This window comes from Okeania sp. SIO2C2 (genome assembly GCF_010692625.1).
Lineage (GTDB): Bacteria > Cyanobacteriota > Cyanobacteriia > Cyanobacteriales > Microcoleaceae > Okeania > Okeania hirsuta.
Map to the genome: position 1 here is coordinate 142,580 of NZ_JAAHGM010000011.1, position 22,814 is coordinate 165,393.

19 protein-coding genes and 3 pseudogenes are annotated in these 22,814 nt (G+C 36.0%); 5 read left to right on the forward strand and 17 right to left on the reverse strand.

Annotated elements, in window-relative coordinates:
* The first annotated feature begins 155 nt into the window (after nt 1-155).
* From F6K18_RS11440 to F6K18_RS11450, 3 genes are all read left to right on the forward strand, one after another.
* Complete coding sequence (locus F6K18_RS11440) at nt 156-986, forward strand: glycosyltransferase family 32 protein (RefSeq protein WP_287520915.1); 831 nt, start codon at nt 156-158, stop codon at nt 984-986.
* Between the two features lie 520 nt (nt 987-1,506).
* Entirely contained in the window at nt 1,507-2,337 is an 831-nt protein-coding gene (locus F6K18_RS11445) for a glycosyltransferase family 32 protein (RefSeq protein WP_287520915.1), read from the forward strand.
* A 126-nt stretch (nt 2,338-2,463) separates the two neighbouring features.
* Nucleotides 2,464-2,721: a hypothetical protein gene (locus F6K18_RS11450; RefSeq protein WP_287520917.1), complete on the forward strand. Its 258-nt coding sequence runs from the start codon at nt 2,464-2,466 to the stop codon at nt 2,719-2,721.
* Here F6K18_RS11450 and F6K18_RS11455 read toward each other — a convergent pair.
* From F6K18_RS11455 to F6K18_RS11465, 3 genes and pseudogenes are all read right to left on the reverse strand, one after another.
* Nucleotides 2,713-3,452 (reverse strand): annotated as a pseudogene (locus tag F6K18_RS11455) (transposase); the annotation flags it as partial. The gene F6K18_RS11450 and the pseudogene F6K18_RS11455 overlap by 9 nt on opposite strands.
* A 64-nt stretch (nt 3,453-3,516) precedes the next feature.
* Complete coding sequence (locus F6K18_RS11460; protein ID WP_287520919.1) at nt 3,517-3,663, reverse strand: hypothetical protein; 147 nt, start codon at nt 3,661-3,663, stop codon at nt 3,517-3,519.
* 201 nt (nt 3,664-3,864) lie between these two features.
* Nucleotides 3,865-8,076 (reverse strand): hydantoinase B/oxoprolinase family protein, encoded by a 4,212-nt coding sequence (locus F6K18_RS11465; RefSeq protein ID WP_287520921.1) that lies wholly within the window; start codon nt 8,074-8,076, stop codon nt 3,865-3,867.
* A gap of 470 nt (nt 8,077-8,546) precedes the next feature.
* Between F6K18_RS11465 and F6K18_RS11470 the strand changes: the two genes are divergently transcribed.
* Nucleotides 8,547-8,813 (forward strand): hypothetical protein, encoded by a 267-nt coding sequence (locus F6K18_RS11470; protein ID WP_287520923.1) that lies wholly within the window; start codon nt 8,547-8,549, stop codon nt 8,811-8,813.
* 1,210 nt (nt 8,814-10,023) lie between these two features.
* Here F6K18_RS11470 and F6K18_RS11475 read toward each other — a convergent pair.
* From F6K18_RS11475 to F6K18_RS11540, 14 genes and pseudogenes are all read right to left on the reverse strand, one after another.
* Nucleotides 10,024-10,515, reverse strand: coding sequence for a hypothetical protein (locus tag F6K18_RS11475; protein ID WP_287520925.1), 492 nt, complete (start codon nt 10,513-10,515; stop codon nt 10,024-10,026).
* An 864-nt stretch (nt 10,516-11,379) separates the two neighbouring features.
* A complete protein-coding gene (locus tag F6K18_RS11480) occupies nt 11,380-11,598 on the reverse strand; it encodes an NAD(P)H-quinone oxidoreductase subunit O (RefSeq protein WP_287280102.1) in 219 nt (72 codons plus the stop codon).
* Nucleotides 11,599-11,801: 203 nt separating this feature from the next.
* Nucleotides 11,802-11,984, reverse strand: a pseudogene (locus F6K18_RS11485) (zinc ribbon domain-containing protein); the annotation flags it as partial.
* A 31-nt stretch (nt 11,985-12,015) separates the two neighbouring features.
* Nucleotides 12,016-12,426, reverse strand: coding sequence for a helix-turn-helix domain-containing protein (locus tag F6K18_RS11490; protein WP_287520926.1), 411 nt, complete (start codon nt 12,424-12,426; stop codon nt 12,016-12,018).
* Between the two features lie 94 nt (nt 12,427-12,520).
* Nucleotides 12,521-13,450: a DNA-formamidopyrimidine glycosylase gene (locus F6K18_RS11495; protein WP_287520928.1), complete on the reverse strand. Its 930-nt coding sequence runs from the start codon at nt 13,448-13,450 to the stop codon at nt 12,521-12,523.
* A gap of 160 nt (nt 13,451-13,610) precedes the next feature.
* Nucleotides 13,611-13,841 (reverse strand): photosystem I reaction center subunit IV, encoded by a 231-nt coding sequence (locus tag F6K18_RS11500; RefSeq protein WP_287520930.1) that lies wholly within the window; start codon nt 13,839-13,841, stop codon nt 13,611-13,613.
* Nucleotides 13,842-13,932: 91 nt separating this feature from the next.
* Entirely contained in the window at nt 13,933-14,553 is a 621-nt protein-coding gene (locus tag F6K18_RS11505; protein WP_287520931.1) for a DUF6391 domain-containing protein, read from the reverse strand.
* 373 nt (nt 14,554-14,926) lie between these two features.
* Nucleotides 14,927-15,058, reverse strand: coding sequence for a hypothetical protein (locus F6K18_RS11510; RefSeq protein WP_287520933.1), 132 nt, complete (start codon nt 15,056-15,058; stop codon nt 14,927-14,929).
* Between the two features lie 700 nt (nt 15,059-15,758).
* On the reverse strand, nt 15,759-15,890 hold the full coding sequence (locus F6K18_RS11515; RefSeq protein ID WP_287520934.1) for a hypothetical protein: 132 nt from the start codon (nt 15,888-15,890) through the stop codon (nt 15,759-15,761).
* A gap of 567 nt (nt 15,891-16,457) precedes the next feature.
* The gene (locus F6K18_RS11520; RefSeq protein WP_287520935.1) at nt 16,458-16,604 is read right to left on the reverse strand and encodes a hypothetical protein; all 147 of its coding nucleotides are present in this window, start codon (nt 16,602-16,604) and stop codon (nt 16,458-16,460) included.
* An 817-nt stretch (nt 16,605-17,421) separates the two neighbouring features.
* Complete coding sequence (locus tag F6K18_RS11525; protein ID WP_124155359.1) at nt 17,422-18,147, reverse strand: MORN repeat-containing protein; 726 nt, start codon at nt 18,145-18,147, stop codon at nt 17,422-17,424.
* 454 nt (nt 18,148-18,601) lie between these two features.
* Nucleotides 18,602-18,706 (reverse strand): annotated as a pseudogene (locus F6K18_RS11530) (IS5/IS1182 family transposase); the annotation flags it as partial.
* 38 nt (nt 18,707-18,744) lie between these two features.
* Nucleotides 18,745-19,911: a hypothetical protein gene (locus tag F6K18_RS11535; protein ID WP_287520937.1), complete on the reverse strand. Its 1,167-nt coding sequence runs from the start codon at nt 19,909-19,911 to the stop codon at nt 18,745-18,747.
* Between the two features lie 74 nt (nt 19,912-19,985).
* Nucleotides 19,986-20,597 (reverse strand): hypothetical protein, encoded by a 612-nt coding sequence (locus F6K18_RS11540; protein WP_124147555.1) that lies wholly within the window; start codon nt 20,595-20,597, stop codon nt 19,986-19,988.
* A 559-nt stretch (nt 20,598-21,156) separates the two neighbouring features.
* On the opposite strand from F6K18_RS11540, the gene gpmI reads away from it, so the two are divergent.
* Nucleotides 21,157-22,755 (forward strand): 2,3-bisphosphoglycerate-independent phosphoglycerate mutase, encoded by a 1,599-nt coding sequence (gene gpmI / locus F6K18_RS11545; protein ID WP_287520939.1) that lies wholly within the window; start codon nt 21,157-21,159, stop codon nt 22,753-22,755.
* Nucleotides 22,756-22,814: the final 59 nt, after the last annotated feature.

The window sequence follows — 22,814 nt, forward strand, 5'->3', positions numbered from 1 at the left end:
ACCCTTGCTATTTTACTATTTTATTTGTATTATTGAGAGGCTAATGTTTTTATAGTCTAGTCAAGCACAAATATTGAACTTACTGAAAATCAACTAATTTTATTTGCAAGTGATGGTGATTATTTGAACAAACTAGCCTGATTGGAGATCAAGAAGTGACTATACCAAAAAAAATCTGGTTTTTATGGTATCAAGGGTTTTCACAAGCACCATTGGTTGTGAGAAAGTGCTATGAATCTTGGAAAGAGTATAACCCTGACTGGGAGGTTATTTTTTTAGATGAAAACAATATCAAAGACTATATAACTCTTTCTTTACCGGAAGAAAAATTATGCCAACTTCCTAAAACTAAACAATCTAACTTAGTCAGACTTGAATTACTCTCAAAATATGGAGGGGTTTGGGCTGACGCAACTAGCCTCTGCAGAGTCCCGCTAGACAAATGGTTAGGAGACTATACTCAAGCTGGCTTTTTGGCCTTTGTTTACAAAACAAGAGGATACGGATGGATTTTTAATTGGTTTTTAGCTGCAGAAAAGTCTAATCCTATCATTGTAAAAATTAATCAAAAGTTAACTTCTTTTTATAGTGATAATGAGTTTTACCATAGTGGTACAACAATATCGAAAAAAAGACTTAAGTTTTTGCAGTTGTTTTTTAATAGGAAATATAAAACAACTAGATTTTGGTCTTCATGGATTGTCAGGAAAATTTTTAAAGTTTATCCCTATTTTATTTTTCACTTCATATTTGCTAATTTAATAAATTCAGATCGAGAACTTTTGGAACTATATAAAAAAATGAAGCCATATTACAATACTGGAGATGATCTAGGTAAATATGGGTTGCTTCGTCCTTTAACAGCAGAAATTAAAGAGCGAATTGATAGCAGAGTTGATCCAGTGCACAAGTTAAGTTGGAAATACAAAGAAGAGAATTATACTTCTTCATCCATTTTACATTATTTATTAGAAGAAACAAACTAAACAAAAACGGAGTGCGACTCGTTCCTACTAGTAATCTTTAGAGACTTAGGTATTTTTTACCCTGGTTTTAACAATGTTACTTGTCTTGAGGCGTTAGCGGAGCTTTGCGTCAGCAATCGCTCTATTGAGCATACACTATATATAGTGTCTTTATATAGTGTCTTTGCGTAAGTCCTGAGTGATATTAAATCTGCTCGGGTTCGGTAAAAAAAAATGTTCCATCTGAACGTCATTACCAAATCTTTATCAATTTCCTTCCTGGCCTTCTAACTCCTGAGTTATCACTCTTGTAGTTGCATTTCAACACCATTGTAGCATCGACCTTTACATCTAAACTTGTTATTGTACAAAAATGATCACGATAGACCCTTGCTATTTTACTATTTTATTTGTATTATTGAGAGGCTAATGTTTTTATAGTCTAGTCAAGCACAAATATTGAACTTACTGAAAATCAACTAATTTTATTTGCAAGTGATGGTGATTATTTGAACAAACTAGCCTGATTGGAGATCAAGAAGTGACTATACCAAAAAAAATCTGGTTTTTATGGTATCAAGGGTTTTCACAAGCACCATTGGTTGTGAGAAAGTGCTATGAATCTTGGAAAGAGTATAACCCTGACTGGGAGGTTATTTTTTTAGATGAAAACAATATCAAAGACTATATAACTCTTTCTTTACCGGAAGAAAAATTATGCCAACTTCCTAAAACTAAACAATCTAACTTAGTCAGACTTGAATTACTCTCAAAATATGGAGGGGTTTGGGCTGACGCAACTAGCCTCTGCAGAGTCCCGCTAGACAAATGGTTAGGAGACTATACTCAAGCTGGCTTTTTGGCCTTTGTTTACAAAACAAGAGGATACGGATGGATTTTTAATTGGTTTTTAGCTGCAGAAAAGTCTAATCCTATCATTGTAAAAATTAATCAAAAGTTAACTTCTTTTTATAGTGATAATGAGTTTTACCATAGTGGTACAACAATATCGAAAAAAAGACTTAAGTTTTTGCAGTTGTTTTTTAATAGGAAATATAAAACAACTAGATTTTGGTCTTCATGGATTGTCAGGAAAATTTTTAAAGTTTATCCCTATTTTATTTTTCACTTCATATTTGCTAATTTAATAAATTCAGATCGAGAACTTTTGGAACTATATAAAAAAATGAAGCCATATTACAATACTGGAGATGATCTAGGTAAATATGGGTTGCTTCGTCCTTTAACAGCAGAAATTAAAGAGCGAATTGATAGCAGAGTTGATCCAGTGCACAAGTTAAGTTGGAAATACAAAGAAGAGAATTATACTTCTTCATCCATTTTACATTATTTATTAGAAGAAACAAACTAAACAAAAACGCTTGCTATTTAGAGGATATGTATGTATTACCTATTAAACTTTGCGACCTTAGGCACAAATAAAAATAGGTAGTAATAAAGTTTACTTGGGTAAAAACTATTTAAATGCGAGCTAACGATGAATATCAAAGATTTCAAGTCTGTTTTAATTGTTTCTGTAGCAATAGTATTAGGAGTTTTTGTTGCTCCTACAAAAGCTGCAAATATTTCTAGAGTAGTTAACTTTGAGGATTTGACCCTTGGACCTGAAGAATTTTACAATGGTTCTGATGGCGCTGGAGGATTTACGAGTCAGGATGCTTTTTTTTACAATAGCTTTAATTCCACCTTTGGAAGTTGGTCAGGATGGTCGTATTCAAATACCTCTTTTAGCTAATCCTCCTATATAAGTTAAATTTCTTTTTTCTAGTTGATTCAAGAATGATGTATTGTTACCATATCCCCCATCAATTAACACAATTTCAGGCCGATGTCCTCGCTTACAAACATTGATCTACTAGAGACATTGCTAAGTCCGGTTTCTTGACAAATTCTGGGTCTTTTTTTCCTCAAGGTAAAGAATCTGCTTTTTGATATCAAGCTATATCTAAAGGTAGACTTTTTACTCCATCATCAAGATGAGTAGTAACCACAACTACACCATTATCTGTTTTTCCTATTTCTCCTATATATTGGCGCCCTACTCCTGCAGTTAAATTACCACTTCTTGCTCCGTCTTTACGCCCTCGGAAACCTCAGCGCAGGCGGTGCGCTTTTTCTGTGGCCTGAATCGTCTATAATTAAAGCAAATGAACCAGAAGGTTTTGTTTGACGACATTCCCACATCACTTGAAGACGACGCTCCCATACCAGCATCTACGGACCAATTTGCTCTAACTAAAAAATGCCGTAATTTTTGGTACCTGTGACCTACGGTGTTATTCGACATTTGAGACAAGTTTTTTCTTTGACTTTCTCCTAATCATCCTCCTATATAGTCTCTAAACCCAGTTTTTTGAGATGAGTGTCTTTAATACATCGTTAAAGCGATTTGCGTAACGCAACGCTACCGCGAACGCACCATCGATGGAAACAAGAGGGCATGGCCACTGAAGTTATTTCTTTGATCAAACTTACCCACGGCCAGTAATTAACGTAAAATACATATCAGGTATACATTATACCCTTTTTTTTACTGTTTTTTCACTAAAGTCCCGTTATTCATTACTAATTGCTGATAGCTGACTGCTAATAGCTGACAATCTTTCCGACTACCTCCTCTATAATTCCCATTTCTCCTGAATTCTGAATTCTGAATTCTGGCTCCTACCCTTACCAAAAGACTTTCTCAGCAAACCCTAATTAATAATTAACAATTACCTCTCCTTGAAAAGAAGAAGATTGACGCGGAGCGTGAAAATTTTTTATTTTTTCTCTTTTAAAGGAGAGGTTTTAAACCTTAATTATTCGGTAAATGTAATAGTAAGGTGCGTTTTGCTGACGCAAAGCTCCGCTAACGCTGTGCGACATGAAACGTACCCTACAACTTTCCCACTCCCCCACCACCAGGAGTTTCAATCACAAATACATCACCCACATTCATCTCCACAGTGGCGGTACTCCCCAATTCTTCAATTTTCCCATCACTGCGTTCTACATAATTTCTTCCTACTAAACCATTACCCCCACCATTCAAACCAGGGGGAGAAACAACCCGATGACCTGATAATATCCCGGCGGTCATCTGCTCCAAGAAACGTATCTTCCTAATTACTCCATTGCCACCTTTATATAAACCTTCCCCTCCACTCCCGGAACGAATGGCAAAATTTTCTAACAATACTGGAAACCGCCATTCCAAAACTTCGGGGTCGGTTAACCGGGAGTTGGTCATGTGAGTATGTACTGCGTCGGTGCCATGAAAGTTAATACCTGCACCGGAGCCTCCACAAATAGTTTCATAATATTGATATTTACTATTGCCAAAGGTGAAATTATTCATGGTTCCTTGAGAGGATGCCATTATTCCTAGAGCATTGTATAAAGTATCGGCGATAGTTTGAGAAGTTTCGACATTTCCCGCAACAATAGCTGCTGGATATTTGGGGTCTAACATACTACCTTCGGGGATAATAATTTCTAATGGTTTGAGACAACCTGCATTGAGGGGAATATCATCATCAACTAGGGTACGAAAGACATATAATACTGCTGCTTTACATACTGCGGTTGGTGCATTGAAGTTTGTGGGAAGTTGGGGAGATGTTCCTGTAAAGTCTATTTTGGCACTGAGATTTTTTTGGTCGAGACTGACAGAAATTTGAATTTTATTGCCGTCATCGAAGGTAGATGTGGAATTTTGTTTGTTGAGTGATGAAGAGAGTTTTTTGATTGTTTGCCGTACTGATGTTTCGGCGTTATTTTGGACAAATTTCATGTAGGTTTGTACGGTTTCTAAGCCATACTTTTCTGTCATTTTTTGAAGTTCTTGTGTACCTTTTTCATTTGCTGCTATTTGTGCTTGGAGGTCGGCGATATTTTGACTGGTATTTCTGGCAGGATATTTGCCGGAGGTGAGAATGTTTAATATTTCTGTTTCTTGGAATTTTCCGTTTTTGACGAGTTGGAAGTTATCTATTAATATTCCTTCTTCTTCTACTGTTTTACTATGGGGTGGCATGGAACCGGGGGTAATTCCTCCAATATCTGCATGATGACCGCGGGAGGCTACATAAAAGATGGGAGTTTCTCTTTTTTCTGTCTTTTCAGGGGAAGTTAGGGAAGTAGTTGTTTGATTTTTAGAGATAATGTTTTCATTGCCAGAAAGCTGTACAGACTTCAAATTTTGAGTGATAGATTTATGGTCTAAAGTAATTTTTGTATTGGATAAAGTTTCTTCAGTGGAATTAGTTTTAGGAAAAGTATTTATCTGATTTTCCCACATTAATTTTTCATTGCCAGAAAGCTGTACAGACTTCAACTTTTGAGTGATAGATTTATCGCCTAAACCAATATTTGTATTGGATAAAGTTTCTTCCGTTGAATTAGTTTCCGGAAAAATATTTGTCTGATTCTCCCAAATTAATTTTTCATTGCCAGGAAATTGTACAGACTTCAACTTTTGAGTAATAGATTTATTCTCTTCCTGTTTTGCAATGACAGGAGAATATTTTATCTGGGAAAGTGAAGTATCTTTGGTTTTTTGGGGAGGCGGAAATACGGGGGTAATAACTGTTATGTCTGGTAAATGAGTACCGCCGTTATAGGGATTATTTAAAACATAAACGTCTCCTGGTTTGAGGATATCTTTTTTGTCAGAAATTACGGCATTAACACTTTCACTCATGGAGCCTAAATGTATAGGAATGTGAGGTGCATTGGCAACTAATTGACCGTCTTTGTCGAAGATAGCGCAGGAAAAGTCTAGTCTTTCTTTGATGTTTACTGAGGAGCCAGTTTTTTGTAATGTAATTCCCATTTGTTCGGCGATCGCTCGAAATAGGTTATTAAATATTTCTAGCATTACTGGGTCTGCTGATGTTGGAATTTTTGTTTGAGATTTTGTGGTTTGTTCTAGAGATTTTTCTGTGGTTTTGCTCTTGGTTAATACGAGATGATTTTTGAGGGTTAATTCTGCTTGCCATCCTGGTTCAATAATATTTGTTCCGGTTTTTTCTATGATTAAAGCGGGACTATTAATTTTTGTTCCTGGTTGTAAGTTTTCTCGTAGATAAATAGGTGTATTTTGCCATTTTCCGGCGGTGTAGATTTTTGTTGTTGTAATTGGAGTTATGGCAGTTTTTTGAGTGGGAGATTTTTCTATTTCTTCTGGGGTTTCCATTTGTTGAATAAGTTCTAGGGAAACTGCTTCAATTATTAGGGATTTTTCTGCCATGATAAATCCATATCTTTGTTGATGAGCTGTTTCAAATTCGGATTTCATTATGGAGATATTTTCGGCAAAGTCTACGATTAATGTTGAGTCGCTGCCTTGATATTTGATGTGAATTTTCGATAAGGATATTTGATTTTGATTGGAGTTTATTTCTTGTTTAGCTTCAGTTTCTAGTGTGGCTAAAACTTGTTTGATTTCTGGCAATAATTCTGGAGTTAGTATTTTTTCAACTGCCTTTTCTTTCATAACTCGAATATCTGCTAATCCCATGCCATAAGCTGATAAAACTCCGGCATAAGGATGAATAAATATTTGTTTCATCCCCAAAGCATCAGCAATTAAACAAGCGTGTTGCCCCCCAGCTCCGCCAAAACAACAAAGAGTATATTCTGAAACATCGTAACCTTTTTCCAAAGAGATTTTTTTAATCGCATTTGCCATTTTTTCCACGGCTATAGCTAAATATCCACTAGCTACTTCTTCTGGTTTTTTACTATTACCTATTTCTGCTGCTAACTGAGTAAACTTTTCTCGCACAATTTCCAAATTTAAAGGTAAATTTCCATCTTTCCCAAAGACTTTCGGAAAAAATTCCGGCTGTATTTTTCCGACCATGACATTACAATCTGTGACTGTTAAAGGTCCGCCTTTTCCATAAGCAGCAGGTCCGGGATTTGCTCCAGCAGATTCAGGTCCGACACGATAACGAGAACCATCAAAAAATAAAATTGAACCTCCACCAGCAGCCACAGTATGTATTGACATCATCGGAGTTTGTAGCCTTACCCCTGCAATTTCTGTTTCAAATTCTCGTTCGTATTCTATTGTTTTATTTTCTGCTCCAGCGTAATGAGCAACATCAGTAGAAGTACCGCCCATATCGAAACTAATTATCTGATGAAAACCAGCCATTTTACTTGTTTGAACTGCTCCAACAATTCCACCAGCAGGTCCAGATAAAATACTATCTTTACCTTGAAATTTTTGAGCATCTGTTAAACCGCCATTTGACTGCATAAACATTAATTTAACTGACTGTCTTTCTGAAATATTGCTGAAAATATTTTGGGCAAAATTCTTTTCCTTTTCTGCTTCCTGTTCTCCGTTCCCTGTTCCCTCTTCCCTATTCCCTATTCCCTTTTTTTCTAATAAAGAATTACTAACTTGATTGACATATCTTAGTAAAATTGGTGATAAATAAGCATCAACTACAGTAGTATCTCCCCGACTAACTAATTTCATTAAAGGGCTAACTTCGTGAGATACAGATATTTGAGTAAATCCTATTTCTTGAGCAATTTCTTTAATTTTTTGCTCGTGCTTCGGGTAGCGATAACCGTGCATTAATACAATGGCACAACTTCTAATTCCTGCCGCATAAACTTCTTGAAGTTGAATAGTTAACTCTGTTGTTTGAAGTGGAATAATTTCTTCACCTTTAGCTGTATAACGTCCCTCAACTTCAATAACTTTCTCATACAACATTTCCGGCAAAATAATTTCTCTAGCAAAAATATTTGGTCGATTTTGATAACCAACTCTTAGAGCATCTTTAAAACCCTTCGTAATAACTAAAACTGTACGATCACCCTTCCTTTCTAATAAAGCATTTGTAGCCACAGTAGTACCCATTTTAATCACTTCTATTTCTTCAGAAGGAATTGGTTTATGTTGAGGAATTCCTAATATTTCACGAATTCCTTGTACTGGAGCATCTTGGTAAAGATCAGGATTTTCTGATAATAGTTTATGAATAATAATTTGACCGTCCGGAGCTTTAGCAACTATGTCAGTAAATGTACCTCCACGGTCTATCCAAAATTGCCAAGACTTGTTAGTAATAGATGTGTTAGTCATATCAATTTATAATTTAATAAATTTGAGTAGTTTATAACAGGATATTTAGAGTTATACCTATACTTATATAGGTGAGGTAGACTTGATTTTCTTTTCTGTTCGTTAAAACTGCAAATCTTATATCTCATTCAAGATATCAAAGCTATAATTGCAAAATTTTAACAGTTTGATCGTGTTTTCCACTCACCAAAAATAATTTGTCTGAGCTAAACATATTAAGGAGGCAGTCTACATTTTCTGATAGTAGTTCATAAATCATAATTTTACAACTGATAACTGAAATGACCATCCGTAGCTTTAGCAACTAGATTGGTAAATATTCTTGTTAAGTTTATTCAAAATTTCCAAGAGTTATTAGTAATCGATGTATTAGAAAATAATATGTTTATAGATTTTTGACTATCAATTGAATTTGACTTAAAAATTAGTAGTCAATTTTAGAGATAATATCATGTCCGGTAGCATCAGTCTTGTATAACAAAGGTAAAGAAGAAGGAAGAGGGAAGAAGGAAGAGGGAAGAGGGAGGAAGGCTACCCTCGCAAGAAAAAAACCATTATTTCCTGTAGATATTCACCCTTGGGTTTACACTAACGATATAAACGGACATGATATAACTTATATCTCTAATCAAATCTATATGATGCAAAAAACAAAACTTCTTTTTGATTATTTCATATTCTTAAAAACATCAAGAAAATGTAGTTGCTTTGACTTTACTATTACATCACCAGGTTGAATATTTTTTGCTTTAGTATTTTTTTTATTTCTGAAAACTTCTAAGTCTAAGTCACTTCTCCCTTGGTGTATAGAATTAACATAATAATCCCAAGTAGCAGAGTTTTTCTAAATAGTTTGATTATGTAATCTTTCCAAAGTTAAACCATCTGGAAATTCACAAATTTTTGACATTAATTGTTGATGTAAATTTTCTATTCCTTTTTCTCTGAATAATCGTAAGCATTTCCTGCGGAATGCTGCGCAAACAGCCGTCAGCTATCAGCTATCAGAAGAGTGCTTTTAGTTAGTGATAAAAGCTTTCTTAATTGAGAAACGAAAAATCTTACTACAAAAGTCAGTTCCAAAGTCTATATTCATGTAAACCCCTTTCTTCAGCACAGGATCTTATTGCTGATAGCTGATGGCTAATAGCTGAATGCTTACGAATAATCTGTAAATTTCATCTCTAGTTCCAAATTCATTTCTAAGTTGCATAGAATAATATTTTCATCAAAGTTGCCTGTAGATTTAAAGACAGACAAGTTAATAAATTTCATAATTATCAAACAGGATTGGGTTGCACAACCCCACCTTTTAAGGCGAAATATTTTTGGAGCGAAGCTCAAATCCATGTTACAAAAATTACTTCTGACTTATGACTTTTTAATTAGGGCTTGCTGATTAAATATCAAAGTATTGACTGATATTGGTTTCAGCCTTTTTTTGCCTTTAAAAAGTGCAAGCTTTTCGGTCGCTCAAGCTCAGAAAGCTAGTATTTTGGGGCGATTATGGCAGAACAATCTTGGGACAATTTTTCCGACTACCTCCTCTACAATTCCCATTTCTCCTGTCTCCTGTCTCCTGTCTCCTGTCTCCTACCCCTACTAAAAGACTTTTTCAGCAAACCCTAATTATGAATTCTGACTTCGTTAAGTGCCACCTAATACCCAATACCTACAACCTAAAACCTAGTAGTCAATAGTAGTAATAGTGATAATTTTACTGATGATCATAAATAATTTAACTCAATTTTTTATACTTACCAATTCATACCAAATCTGCTTCATAAAAGATATCTATAATTTTTCCCTATTCGGTCATAAATACAGTTTTGTCAAACTTTTCTATCCCATTGCCATAACATTAATTCTATAAATTTATCTTTTCTTTTGCGGGTTTAATACCCCACTGTCTAAACGGTGCAAACGGCATAGCTACCTTCTTCAATATCATTCGTCTTCATGTACCTTCCCTTCAGAAATTGCCGTTGTTTCTATCTCCATTTTCAAATTTCTATGATTACCTATTTCTCGTATCCACCTCAAAAGCGTATTTGCTAACCTCGCCGCTACTACAGTTCCTTCAAAATTAAAATCAGGATTTTGTAAACCCTTTCCCAACATTTCCTTACCTATATCTGTAATAAAAACTAATACTGCTCTATTTTTTACCTCAATTCTAATTGCTCCTGATTTTTCTAACTCCTCATATACTCCTTGATATTTACCTATTTTTTTACCGTATTTTTTCCTTTTAACTCTAGTAGTTAATTCACTTTTTTTTACTCCTATTGCTGTTTCTCCTTCTCCCCCTAAATCCCATAAAGTAAGTAGCAAACGAGTTTTATTTACATCCTCAACACTTTCTTCTCCAAAACTTTCTTGAGCGGACTCTAAATTAATCTTTTTTTCTGCTTCTAAATTCTGATTTTCTGTTGACATCTCCAGATTCCCTTATTTTTATGAAACCATCAATAAACGCCATTAGGTAGACTCCTATTCTAGTTTCTTAAACCCACCCACGACCAATTAAATGATTGAGCAATTTTAAGTTAATATTGAGCTATCAGAAAATACTCTAATAGCTTATTTTTTATGAACAATCAGAAATGCTTTTAGACAAAAAAAGCTAAATATTGAGCATTTTTTTGTCATCTCTATACTTTGACACATTTTCTGTTCACAATTAATCAATGCAGAATGTTCTGCATTTGTCAAGTTTACCTCTAATACTTTTCTGACTACCTTACTTCCTAACAAACAAGGAACTTATAAAAAAATATTTTCTAAACTATATTGCTCTTGAAGATAGACACTACAAGGTAAAAGTTGATTTTGATTTTAACAATATTTTGGTCAGGGTACTGCCTCACTTTCCTGCTAAAATAACTACAACACTTTTCATTTAAGTAGACTATAAAATTCTTTTGGGTTGGGAGTAGGGAGTAGGATAATGCTTTAGCTACTGTAGTCTATCTATGTGAAAACCGCTATTGAACATAGCAAATACCAATAACAGAAGCATAATTTATAGAGTTCTTTGCTTAATTTGGTGCGTTATAATTTTGGCAAAATAATCAGCAGAGGTCTCCTATTCAAATTTTTAGAAGACCTCTGTCTTTTATGTATTTAAAGCTTCTAGGAAATTTTACTCAAAAAAACTGGGCAGAAGGAAAGACCAAAATTGGTAATTCCCATTTTCTACAATAGAGTCTATATGCTGGTGGAAAAAGTATAGGTATTCAAATTCCACTCAAATTAAAGACCATCAAAACCTTTTTACTAATAGACTTGTTGGAATTATTTCTACTTGAATTCTTCTAACTGATCTAGTCGTAACCAGATATTCGGAGTTGGTACTTTGCCGAATTTGACAAAAGCGTAATCTCCTTTTGTATCAACAACTTCTCCCTTACTATCAAATATATAGGGAGGAAACCTTGTGTCACTAGCTTTGGCCTCTAAGCTATTTTCAAGTTTTTCTCGCACAACACGAACTACACTACCTTTTTTAATGTTTGCCATATATGATTTCTATCCCTTGTATTTTCTGTTGAAATTCTAATACGGAATGGGAGTGAATAACCCGACGTTGAACCTAACAGTTACCGAAAAATATTGATAGGTGGTTGCCAAAATCTGGTCTTATAGCAGGGAGATTAAATAGGAGCAGACAACTCTGAACTTCTACTGCCCTTGGTGAAGTTCTCTCCTGTTAAATCGACCGATTATAACGGGAGCTTCTCAAACAAAGAAGTTTCTTGTTTCCCAGGCTGACTAATGCCTAAGCCTCCACAAGCACACAAGATTATACCCACCTCGTTTAATGCTTTATTTAATATGTTAATTGCTGCATTTTCATCTCTATCTAAAACTGTTTTACATTTAGGACAAGAGTGAGTTCTAACTGATAAAGTTTTAGATACTTTTTGACCACAATTACTACAATTTTGTGATGTATTGTGAGGATGTAGGGGCGAATGGCCATTCGCCCCTACTTACATGAACACCGCTACCAGATTGATCGGGTATTAGCCAACGTTTCCAAGCTTTATCTAGTCTTTGTAAGTTAATTTGTTGAACCTCTGAATATATTTCTTTGTAGTCAGGAAACAACTGTTTTGTCTGTTTAAGTGCTGATTGTTGAAAATAATAATCTGGTCTACTAGAAATTTCACCAATAGGACATGAAATTAATGAACAACGGTCAACTTGACATCTAGTTCTATTTAACCAATCTAGTCTTTGGCCTAGAGCATAATTGTAATGCCTTCGTAACAGTTCTAGCCAATAATCAATTTTGACTGACTGTTCAGGAGTGGGCTTAATTTTGTAGCAATGAGTAATTATCATAATTTTTCTACTACTCTTTAAGCGCTAGATTTGAACAGCAATGGACACCTGTTTAATTTTCTCTCGGCAATTCCCCTCCCGTTAAATGGCTCGATTATAACGGGAGGGGAATTGCCGAATCAAGTTGGCATTGAGGACAAAAATGAGTAGACCGACCCGCTAGTTTAATTTTCTCTAAAGAAGTATCACAAATTCTACATGGTTGACCAGCACGATTATAAACCCAAGCCACACCACCATAATTGCCATTAACTCCCTTAACATTTAGGAAGTTGCTGAATGTTGTACCACCTGCATCTATAGAGTTTTGTAATACTTTGAGTATAGCTAGATGCAGTTGCTCTATTTGGGTTTCCGTCAAATCTTTGCACAGAGTTGTTGGTCTAATACCACTGAGAAATAGTGCTTCATCAGCATAAATATTACCCAACCCAGCAATTGTTGTCTGGTCTAAAAGGGCTGTTTTAATTGGTCTGTGTCTTTTGTCAAGTTTCTTGGTAAGATATTCTGGGGAAAATTCAGGAGAAAATGGTTCAGGACCCAATTTTTTCAGACCAGTAATAATGTGAGATATTTCTGTTGCGGGTGGTACTCTCCACATCTGGCCAAAAGTGCGTTGGTCTACAAATCTTAATTCATCAGTAGGATGACCTTCATTTCCTGAAGAGCGATCGCCGAAAAATATTCTCACTCGCGTGTGTTTATGTAGACTTTCTTCTGGTTTTACCCATAATAGTTGGCCTGTCATTCGTAAATGTACTCCTAACCAACCATCTTGGTTTTCTTTGAGCTGCGTAAGTTTGAGAATTTTTGTGTCCCACTTGTAGAGTTGGGCAAGTAAATATTTACCTCGTCTATGCCACCCTGCGATCGCTTTTCCCTGCAAATCGCCCAAAAAATCACCTACAGAAATTGGGTGGGCAACTGTGCGTTCTAACAACACTTCCCCACCCACTATTTTTTTATTGAGAGTCAGTTGATTGAGACCTCGTTTTACTATTTCTACTTCTGGCAGTTCTGGCACAGTGCTAATTATTTCTCACAGTATTAATTATTATAGATACTGTAGAAATTTTTTCTAGTTCAGCATCGATCTGAGACAGTTTTGGCCTGTTTTTGTTGATTTAACTAGAATTGCTCAACTGAGGTTTTGCATAGCTCTGGGTTCAAAGAATAGTTTGAGGCTAATTCTTTTTACCTTTAGGAGCTTCTACCTCTACTACTTCTGAGGTACCAAAGTTATTAGTGTTAACGCCAGCAGCACTACCACTAAAACCTGCATAATTTACTTTGTCAAAGCGAACAATAACAGGGTACTTAATGCCACTTTTGTCAACGGAAGCAACTGTACCAATTTCGTTATACCAGTAGGATTCTTTGCGTAAAATCCGAACTTTAGAACCACGTTGAACCATGAATTTTTTTTCCCTTAAAATTTAAGAATGGTAAAATCGTCCTCTCATACTATATCTTTTAAGTCTGAGATTTTTTTAAGTTTTGTTGCAATTAATTGAGCCAGGATACTTGAACAAAATGAGCTGGACGACCCCATAAATCTTGAGTTACAGAAATATTTACCACTCTTAAATTGAAAGGAATAGCAGTTGTTAAATATTTTTGGGCTAAATTGCCTAGCTCTGGTGCTACTTGGAACGCTGCTGTAGCTGCAATGCCAAAACCTAAGAGTTGCTCAATTGGTTTTCTAGGCATAAGTGCATTTATACCTAAAGCTAATCCTACAGTGAGAGTCATTGCCACTGATAAATTTGTGCCACATCTAGGATGTACTGCCAAGTTCCATTCTCCAGAAGTAATTCGCTGTAATGCTACTTCTACTGCTTCTTCTAATTGAGATTGAGTTATTGAACCATAAAGGTAAAACCCTTGTGGTGTAGACATTCCTCCAATTGATTCGTCAAAGGATGTTGAATTTCCTGAGTTTATTAATTCACTGAGTACCCAAACTGTAGCGTGTTCTAGAGCATGAACTTGTCTAATTGTCAATATTTCTTTTAACCCAGGAATAAATTCTAGTTGTTGGAGAAAATCACTATCTTGTGTAGGGTGGGGGGCAAAATTAAAGGGAAACTGTTGGTTTCTAAAGGAATTAGAGGTGGTTGCTTTCATGTTTTTTTAAATTGTTTGCTCTTAGCAATTAAATATTTCTAGATTTTATACCTATACTCTTTTCTTCTTTTTAAGATGTATATACCAATCTTAATTTAAGCTGTGAGTTCTTGTAGATATTGAGAAAATAGGAAATAGTTAAATTATTCAGAAAAATTTAGTGAATTATTTGAATGTATAAAATTATTTTCTCATTCAACTTATAATCATTTTATCTTCTCTAATTCATAGTGCTAAATAAATCTTGCAAATTCAAGTTTTGTGCTTTCTAAATAGGGCTTGCTAATTAAATATAAAAGCATTTAGAGGTAAAGGTTTTAGCTTTTTTACAGCGGAAAGAAGTACAACTTTTTAAGCTTGAGCGACCAAAAATTTAGAATAAAAGGCAGAATAATTGCAGAAAAATCAAGGGATAAAATATCCGACTACCTCCTCTAAATCTCCCATTCCTCCTGACTCTGTCTTCCTGACTCCTGACTCCTACCTCATACAAAAAGACTTCCATAAGCAAACCCTAAATATCAATAAAAGGTTTGATTTTGGCTCAATTTTTGACGCACAGGAGAGCTTTAACTATATCATCTGTTCTATCTACTTGTTAGTTATATAATTTCCGTTTGAATATTTAGGGCTTGCTGATTAAATATAAAAGCATTGACAGGTAAAAGTTTTAGCTTTTTTACAGCGGAAAAAAGTGCAACTTTTTAGGGTGCATCTCAATGCAAGAATAAAGCCAAAAATTTATCGCTTTTAGGCAACAGGCAACAGCTCATCTGGCAACAGGCAAAAGGGAATAGTGGGACTTACACAAAATAGAAGTAGAAAATAGGCTCAAATATAGATAGGAAAAGGCTTTGATGTCAAAAATGCATAAATCCTTAATGACTAAGGGTTCTAGGCATTTTTAGGGCATTGACGTAATTTCCTGATCTAGACCGACACGAGCGCCATTTTTCGACCTAAAAATGGGGGTTGCACATTATGGAATGATATTACCAAAAATTAGTTTAGACTTTAACTAAAAAAACTATTAATTAGTCATTCTAGCAATTATCAAATCCAAAATCCTGTTCATCAAAAATATAAAATCATTCGTCACTGTGCAACGCCTAAAAATGTTTAAGTCCCAATAGGGAATATATAGGAAAAAAGTATTTTTGCAAATGTGAGATGCACCCACTTTTTAAGCTTGAGCGACCAAAAAGTTAGGATAAAAGGCAGAATAATTGCAGAAAAATCAAGGGATAAAATATTCGACTACCTCCTCTAAATTCCCCATTCCTCCTGACTCCTGAGGAAGTCCTCCTGACTCCTACCTCATACCAAAAGACTTCCATAAGCAAACCCTATTTATAAATATAGCAGTCGAAACAAAGGGCGCGGACATTTACAGCATATTTCTGGCAAATGAGGTACAGAGTAAATGATGAAAATATTGTAGTGCGGGCATCTTGCCCGCGATGGATGTACCTCATAACAACGGGAAGCGCTGTATAAAGGCTCAAATGAGCGTCAGGGATTACTTTTAACTTCTGACTGTCAGATGTGCGTCTTACATTCTGAGGAAACCTTGCCAATTAGCACTTGATGCATGACTTTTGCCTAGCGCGGAGCGCTATAAGTCCGCAAAAAGTAGGGATAATAAAGATATTTTGTGTCGAAGCGAAAGTAGATATTTTTTCATCATAAAAAATCGGTAAGTGGGAAACCAGCCTGTTTTAACGGCTGGATGGAAACGATGCGACGGGTTTTAACCCGTAGTCCAAATTCGTGTTATCATTAACTCCAAAGACACTCAGACCTCTGAAATCTAGGTGAAAGCCCGATATCTAGTGGACGCTTCAGTTAAAGGATAGCTAGCCGAAAAGGTGGCTCGGTGCTTGCCAGCACTCTGTTTCCAGCCGTTAGACAGCAGGTTGTAACGAGCGAGCGAGTGAATCAACCAACAACTTAAAAAGTAGCCTCAATGGTCTTTGACCGGAGAGAGTAGTGGCAATTGGCACCGCCTTGTGAGCTGCTGCTGGATTCGTACTACGGTACGGTGCTTGCAATGTGGCCGTTTCGATCAATGTGGAAATCGTGGTTTTAACCCGATAGAAAGCTCCTAGTCACGTGGATTCGTGACTTTAGTCCGTGGAGTGTCAAAACACTATGAAACAGCTCTGATATTACATAGTTCTGGCGTTGCTGAAGCACGTGTATGATATGAATTCTAATTACTTAAGAGTCAGTCCTCAGGAGTCAGTCCTCAGGAGTCAGGAGGGAAGAAAGAAGAAGAAACAGGAGTAGAAGGAGGAGGTTTTTTGCTCGCCCTCTTATCCGGACAAGATATCATACCTCAAATCAGCAACGCCATAGTTCTTAGAAGAACTTAGCCTTTTCGGCTATAGTTAACTGAACACCAAAAAGGCTTTGTTATTTCTTCATCTCCGTCCTATTGTGAAATGATGAATTTTTCATTCACATATATAATAGTAGTATTTACTACTGCTTCATAAAACTGATACAAAGCGTCACATAACGTAACAAATTGATGTTTACTTCCTGCTTCTACTGAGGCCGTCGGCGGTTACTCATCCACAGGCATTAATGGTCAAGCCAACCGCATCTCTACACTCTATACTTACATTTAAGTCTTTGTCAATTAACATAACTAAAAAAGTCCTCAAACCCTTACTACGCCGTTCCTAGTAGGGAGCGGGATTTCAGGATAGGTCTACGTCTATATAGATAGATAGACTGCCAGAAATGCGAATAGCAGGGATTAGTGCAGAAGATACAAATTTCACCCTCGTTACTACTTGCCTGTGAGAACTAGCGTATTATGTCAATAAATTGCGCAAATTGTTAACTAAGTCGAAACTCTATTTATTCTTGTCTTTGACCATTACGGAATACTCCTGGAAATCTTTTTCCTTCAGCATCTATAATAATCCCTACACCATGAGGTATTCCTCCTCTTAATTCTCCTTGATAACGAATTCCATTAGGATATGTACAACTTCCTCTGCCATCTAGTTCTGAATTATAAAAATCTCCTTGACATCGTATGCCATCAGCACGAGTAAACACTCCTGGACCAAAAGGAGAACCTGCAAAGAAATCTCCCTCATAGCGATCGCCATTAGCATAAATAAATTGACCTTGACCAGTAGGCTGACTACTAATCACATTACTAGAGAGATTCTCCACTAAGTTAAATTCTCCGACAAAGCGATCTTGATTGGCAAAAGTAATTGTACCCGACCTAATTTGTCCATTTTGGAATACTCCTGTAACTCTGGAATCATCAGAGAATATAAAAGTACCCTGTCCATTAGGCAGACCATTCCGAAACTGTCCTTCGTAGCGATTACGATTAGCATAGACATATACACCACTTCCTTCTGGTCTTCCATTGACAAAATCTCCAGCATAATTATCTCCATTGGGATAATTGCATTTAACTCTGCCAGTAGGAGGGTTTCCTTCACAAAAAGGTGCTTCTGTTTGTTCTTGTGCCATTAAGGACTGAGGATGCCACATCAAAATTGTGTATCCCAGGCAAGAACCTGTTAATATCGCTATTTTTAGTTGTTTTATTGATAGCAGCATGGCCTATACTAAGCCTATTTATTAATTTAAAGAGTTTCTATTATTTCTTGATTCCATTATATCCATTATATACAGTTGCACAGAACTGTGGAAATTGATTCTAATTTTACTCCAGAATTTCTCAAGATACTTGATACTTCTTGCAAAAATATTTTATGCTATAATTTACAGATATTTTTTGTCTGAATTGACTTGATAAGACAGGCAGAATTCCTCATTTTTTCTGAATAATTGATATTAAGCGATCGCTCTCTAGCCAAATCATTAAAAATAGGCATACTAAAAAAGTTCACCTAATGATTAAAAGCTCAACCAACTAGAAATTTAATAGATTTTTTTTTCAACTTAATTAGACAAATCCTAATTATAAATACCAGCTATTAAGTTGGATATTAACCTGAATCTCTTACCCCGATTTCGTTCAGGATTAGAATATGTTCTACTTTAATTCGTCCTGTTTTTGTCTTTTTTTAGGTCTTTCAATTTGACTTTCCATGAAATCCATTACTACCAGTTCTTCTTCAGCATAAATTTGACATAATTCTGTTTTTCCAGGCAGTCAAAATTAACGAAATTTAATTAGAATAATTTATTTTTTTACTCCTCAGTTGTTGGCTGACTTCCTACCTCTTTTTGAATTTCCACACCACTTTGCTCAAACACGACAACGGGGTCAGCTCCTGTCTTAAAGTCCACTCGCTTTACCAATACCTTACCATTAGCTAGTCGTTGTCCAATTTTTACATATCTACTTGTAGGCTCTGTAGGAACCTTAACAATAATCTGCTTTTGATGTCCCACTTGCACAACTCCACTAACTTCTATACCTTTGGCAATAGTTGTATCTGGTGGCGGTGGTGGAGGAGGAGGAGGAGGTGGTGGTGGTGGTGGTGGTGGTGGAAAGCCTGGCCCTCGCCACTGAGGAGGAGGAGTTGACCCTATTGGTAGTTCTGGTAAACCTGGTACTTGTTGAGTAGATGAACTGGGCAACTCTGGGGGTTTTGGTGGAGATGGTGGCTCTTGAGATTGTGATTGTTGTGTAGTACCTGGAGGATGAGCTGCAACTTTTGTATTATTATTTTTTCCTGACTGAGTATTGTTTTGTGATGCTGCTTGTTTGTTTGTATTTTGCGGTAGCTTACTGTTGGGCGTTTGCCTTGATGGAGGGGATGATTGAGCTGAACTTGAATTTTGTCTGTTTGTGGCAGATGGCTGTTGTGAATTTTGTTGTTGAGGAACTTGGTTTGAGTCTGTCCCTTGGTTTGTTCTGGTTGCAGTTGACTCTGGTTCCCTCCAAGAGGAAGGGGATTTAGTTTCTGGTAGAGTTGGAATATTTGGTACTTGCTGACTATCTAATTCAGGAAGTTGGGTAGATACAGAATCTTCTGTTTGATTCGATCTCCGACTTGGTACTGGAATAGTTGGTAAATTTGAGAAGGGGTCTCTGGTCTCTGGAATGCTTGAAATAGAAGTAGGTGTTTGAGTTTGAACTTCTTGTTGGAGGGATTTTGTTCTTTCATTCGGGTCTGTAGACCTAATTAAATCTTTTGCCGTCTCTGACTTTTGGGGAATATCTGGAGATGGGAAAGGTTCGTCAACAGCAAGAATTGGAGAAGGAGATTCAGGAGGGTATATGGGAGTAGGAGAAGATTCTGGAGTATTGGCAGTAGAAGTATTTCCTCTGTTAAAAAATGGTAGAGATTCACATCCACTTATCCAAACTGATAGTAACCCCGCTCCTAATATTAGTAGAAATTTACGCATTGCTAGTTCCGAAAAGCCTAATATTGTCAAGGGTAGCAAAAATTTAGCAAAATCATACTACCTTTGCGATAAAGTTAACAACCATGCTCTACAAATGAGTTTTCAAATGGTGAAGTATTAGGTAATGGTCTTCTTCGTCTTTGTTGAGCAACAATTGGACTATCATCGCTAGGTACTATCCTTCTCACATTTTGTTGCCAAGTAGTGGGTGCTGTAGTTTCAGGAAGGGTAGGTAGACCAGGTAGTTGTTGGCCTTGTATTTCTGGCAATTGGGCTACGGAAGATTCTTCTGGTGCTAATTCTGGTACTGGTATTTCAGGAACAACAGAAAATGGGTCTCTACCTGTGGGAACAGATATTGTTTGAGAAGGTTGAATTGTAGTATCATCTACCTCATTTCCTAAGTTTTGCTGTAAAACTTTTTCTCTTTCCTCTGGGTCGGTAGATTGGATCAAGTTAGCAACTGTATTGGACTTTTCTGGAACTTCTGCTGATGGAATAGTCGATTGTGATTGTGAATCAGAAGATGGAGAATCTGGAACTTGAGCTAGGATTTGGTTAGAAAAACTGGCAGAATCTGATAATGCCATTAATTGCATATCTTCATCATTAAGTGCTACAGATTCACCTCTAAGTATCCAGAAAGCTAATATTCCTATGCTGACGAAATACAATACTTTGTTCATTTGAGATTTTGTTTATGTTGATAAATTTTACAATAGTTTAAGATCAAAAATACCATCGTTGCTACTCTAAGTATCACATTTTTAAGTTTTTTTGATCGACTTTTAATAACTATAGCGTCAAGCCAATCTTAATTGTGAACTAGTTATACCAAAATTCAATGCTTAAAAAAAAATCAGGATATTTGTTTCTACTACTTTATTTTGTTTAAAAATTTGTTTTTTGACAATAAATTTATTAAAAAAAAATTAAATTATCCATCATTAATTGGTTTATAGTGAGTTATATTTTTTTCTAGTTGCCTTCTCAAGGTATTCCCTTTTACCTCCCTTTATCATCAAATTTATGTAAATCTAATATTAAATTAGATATTAATAAAATTCATCTAAAGTAAAATCAAGAAATAATTGGAATGATATAGTAACTTCAGCTAAACTTTTCAACAAGACTGGTCTACTTAATTAGTAGACATTAATAGAGATTAGATAAAAATATACTCAATTGTAGTATGTTGAATTTAGTCATTATAGAACCGAGATTAGGTATCAAAGGTAAAAAATCATGGGAACAGTTTCTATATCTCCGGTTGTACTAATTATTCTAGATGGTTGGGGTTATCGAGAAGAAAAAGAAGGAAATGCGATTGCTGTTGGTGAAACACCTATAATTGATAGCCTTTGGCAAGCATATCCTAGAACTTTGATTCAAGCTTCTGGCAAAGCAGTAGGTTTGCCAGAAGGTCAAATGGGTAACTCGGAGGTCGGTCACTTAAATATTGGTGCGGGGAGAATTGTACCCCAGGAGTTGGTAAGAATATCTGATGCCGTAGAAGATGGCTCAATTGGTCAAAATCAAGATCTTGAAAAATGTTGTCAAGATATTAGTGAGCGTAATTCCAAACTACATTTAGTGGGTTTATGTTCCCCAGGAGGAGTTCATTCTCATGTAAACCACTTATTAGGTTTACTGGATATGGCTAAAGCAAAAGGAATTTCTGATGTTTGTATTCATGCTATTACTGATGGACGCGATACAAACCCAAAATCAGGAGTCCAGGTACTCAAACAAATAGAATATCACATTAATCAAAGTGGTGTAGGACGAATTGCAACTATTAGCGGTCGCTACTATGCAATGGACCGGGATAAACGATGGGATAGAATTCAAAAAGCTTATGAAGTGATGACCAAAGACGGTTATGGAGTTGGTTGCTCTGCTTCTGATTTACTACAACAGTCTTATACTGAAGGTATAACAGATGAATTTGTTATCCCAGTTAGAGTATCCCCAGGAGCTATAGAACCTGGAGATGGAGTAATATTCTTTAATTTTCGTCCCGATCGTGCCCGTCAATTGACTCAAGCTTTTGTAGATCCAGATTTTAATGGGTTTGAGCGCCAACAAATTCAACCATTGACATTTTTAACTTTTACTCAATATGACCCTAGTTTATCTGTCTTAGTGGCTTTTAAGCCTCAAAACTTAAATAATATTCTCGGACAAGTAATTTCTCAGCATGGTCTACGCCAACTCCGCACCGCTGAAACTGAAAAATATGCTCATGTAACTTACTTTTTCAATGGAGGTTTAGAACAACCATTTGAGGGAGAAGACCGAGAATTGATTCAAAGTCCAATGGTTGCTCATTATGATGAAGCACCAGAAATGTCAGCGGAAGAAGTAACAGAAGTAGCGATCGCTGCTGTGGAAAAACAAATCTATTCTCTAATTGTGATTAATTATGCTAACCCTGACATGGTAGGTCATACTGGGGTTATGGATGCGGCAGTAAATGCAGTTAAGACAGTTGACCATTGTTTAGGACAACTTTTAGATAGTATTAGTAAAGTAGGTGGCACAGCAATAATTATTGCTGACCATGGTAATGCTGAATATATGTGCGATGAACAAGGAAGTCCTTGGACAGCTCACACTACAAATCCTGTGCCATTTATACTTATAGAAGGAGAGGGACGAAAAATTCCTGGTCATGGCACTGGAGTTCCTTTGCGACAAAATGGCTGTTTAGCAGATGTAGCACCAACTATTTTGGAAATTTTACAGTTGCCCCAGCCTCCTGAGATGACTGGAAGGTCAATAATTGAAAATGCCGGATATGATATTCAACAAAATCGTACTCCTGTGCGAATGGGTTTGTAGTCAGTCAACTAGGAGGCAGAGACTAGAAGACAAATGAAGATTTTTGATATCTTTAGTTA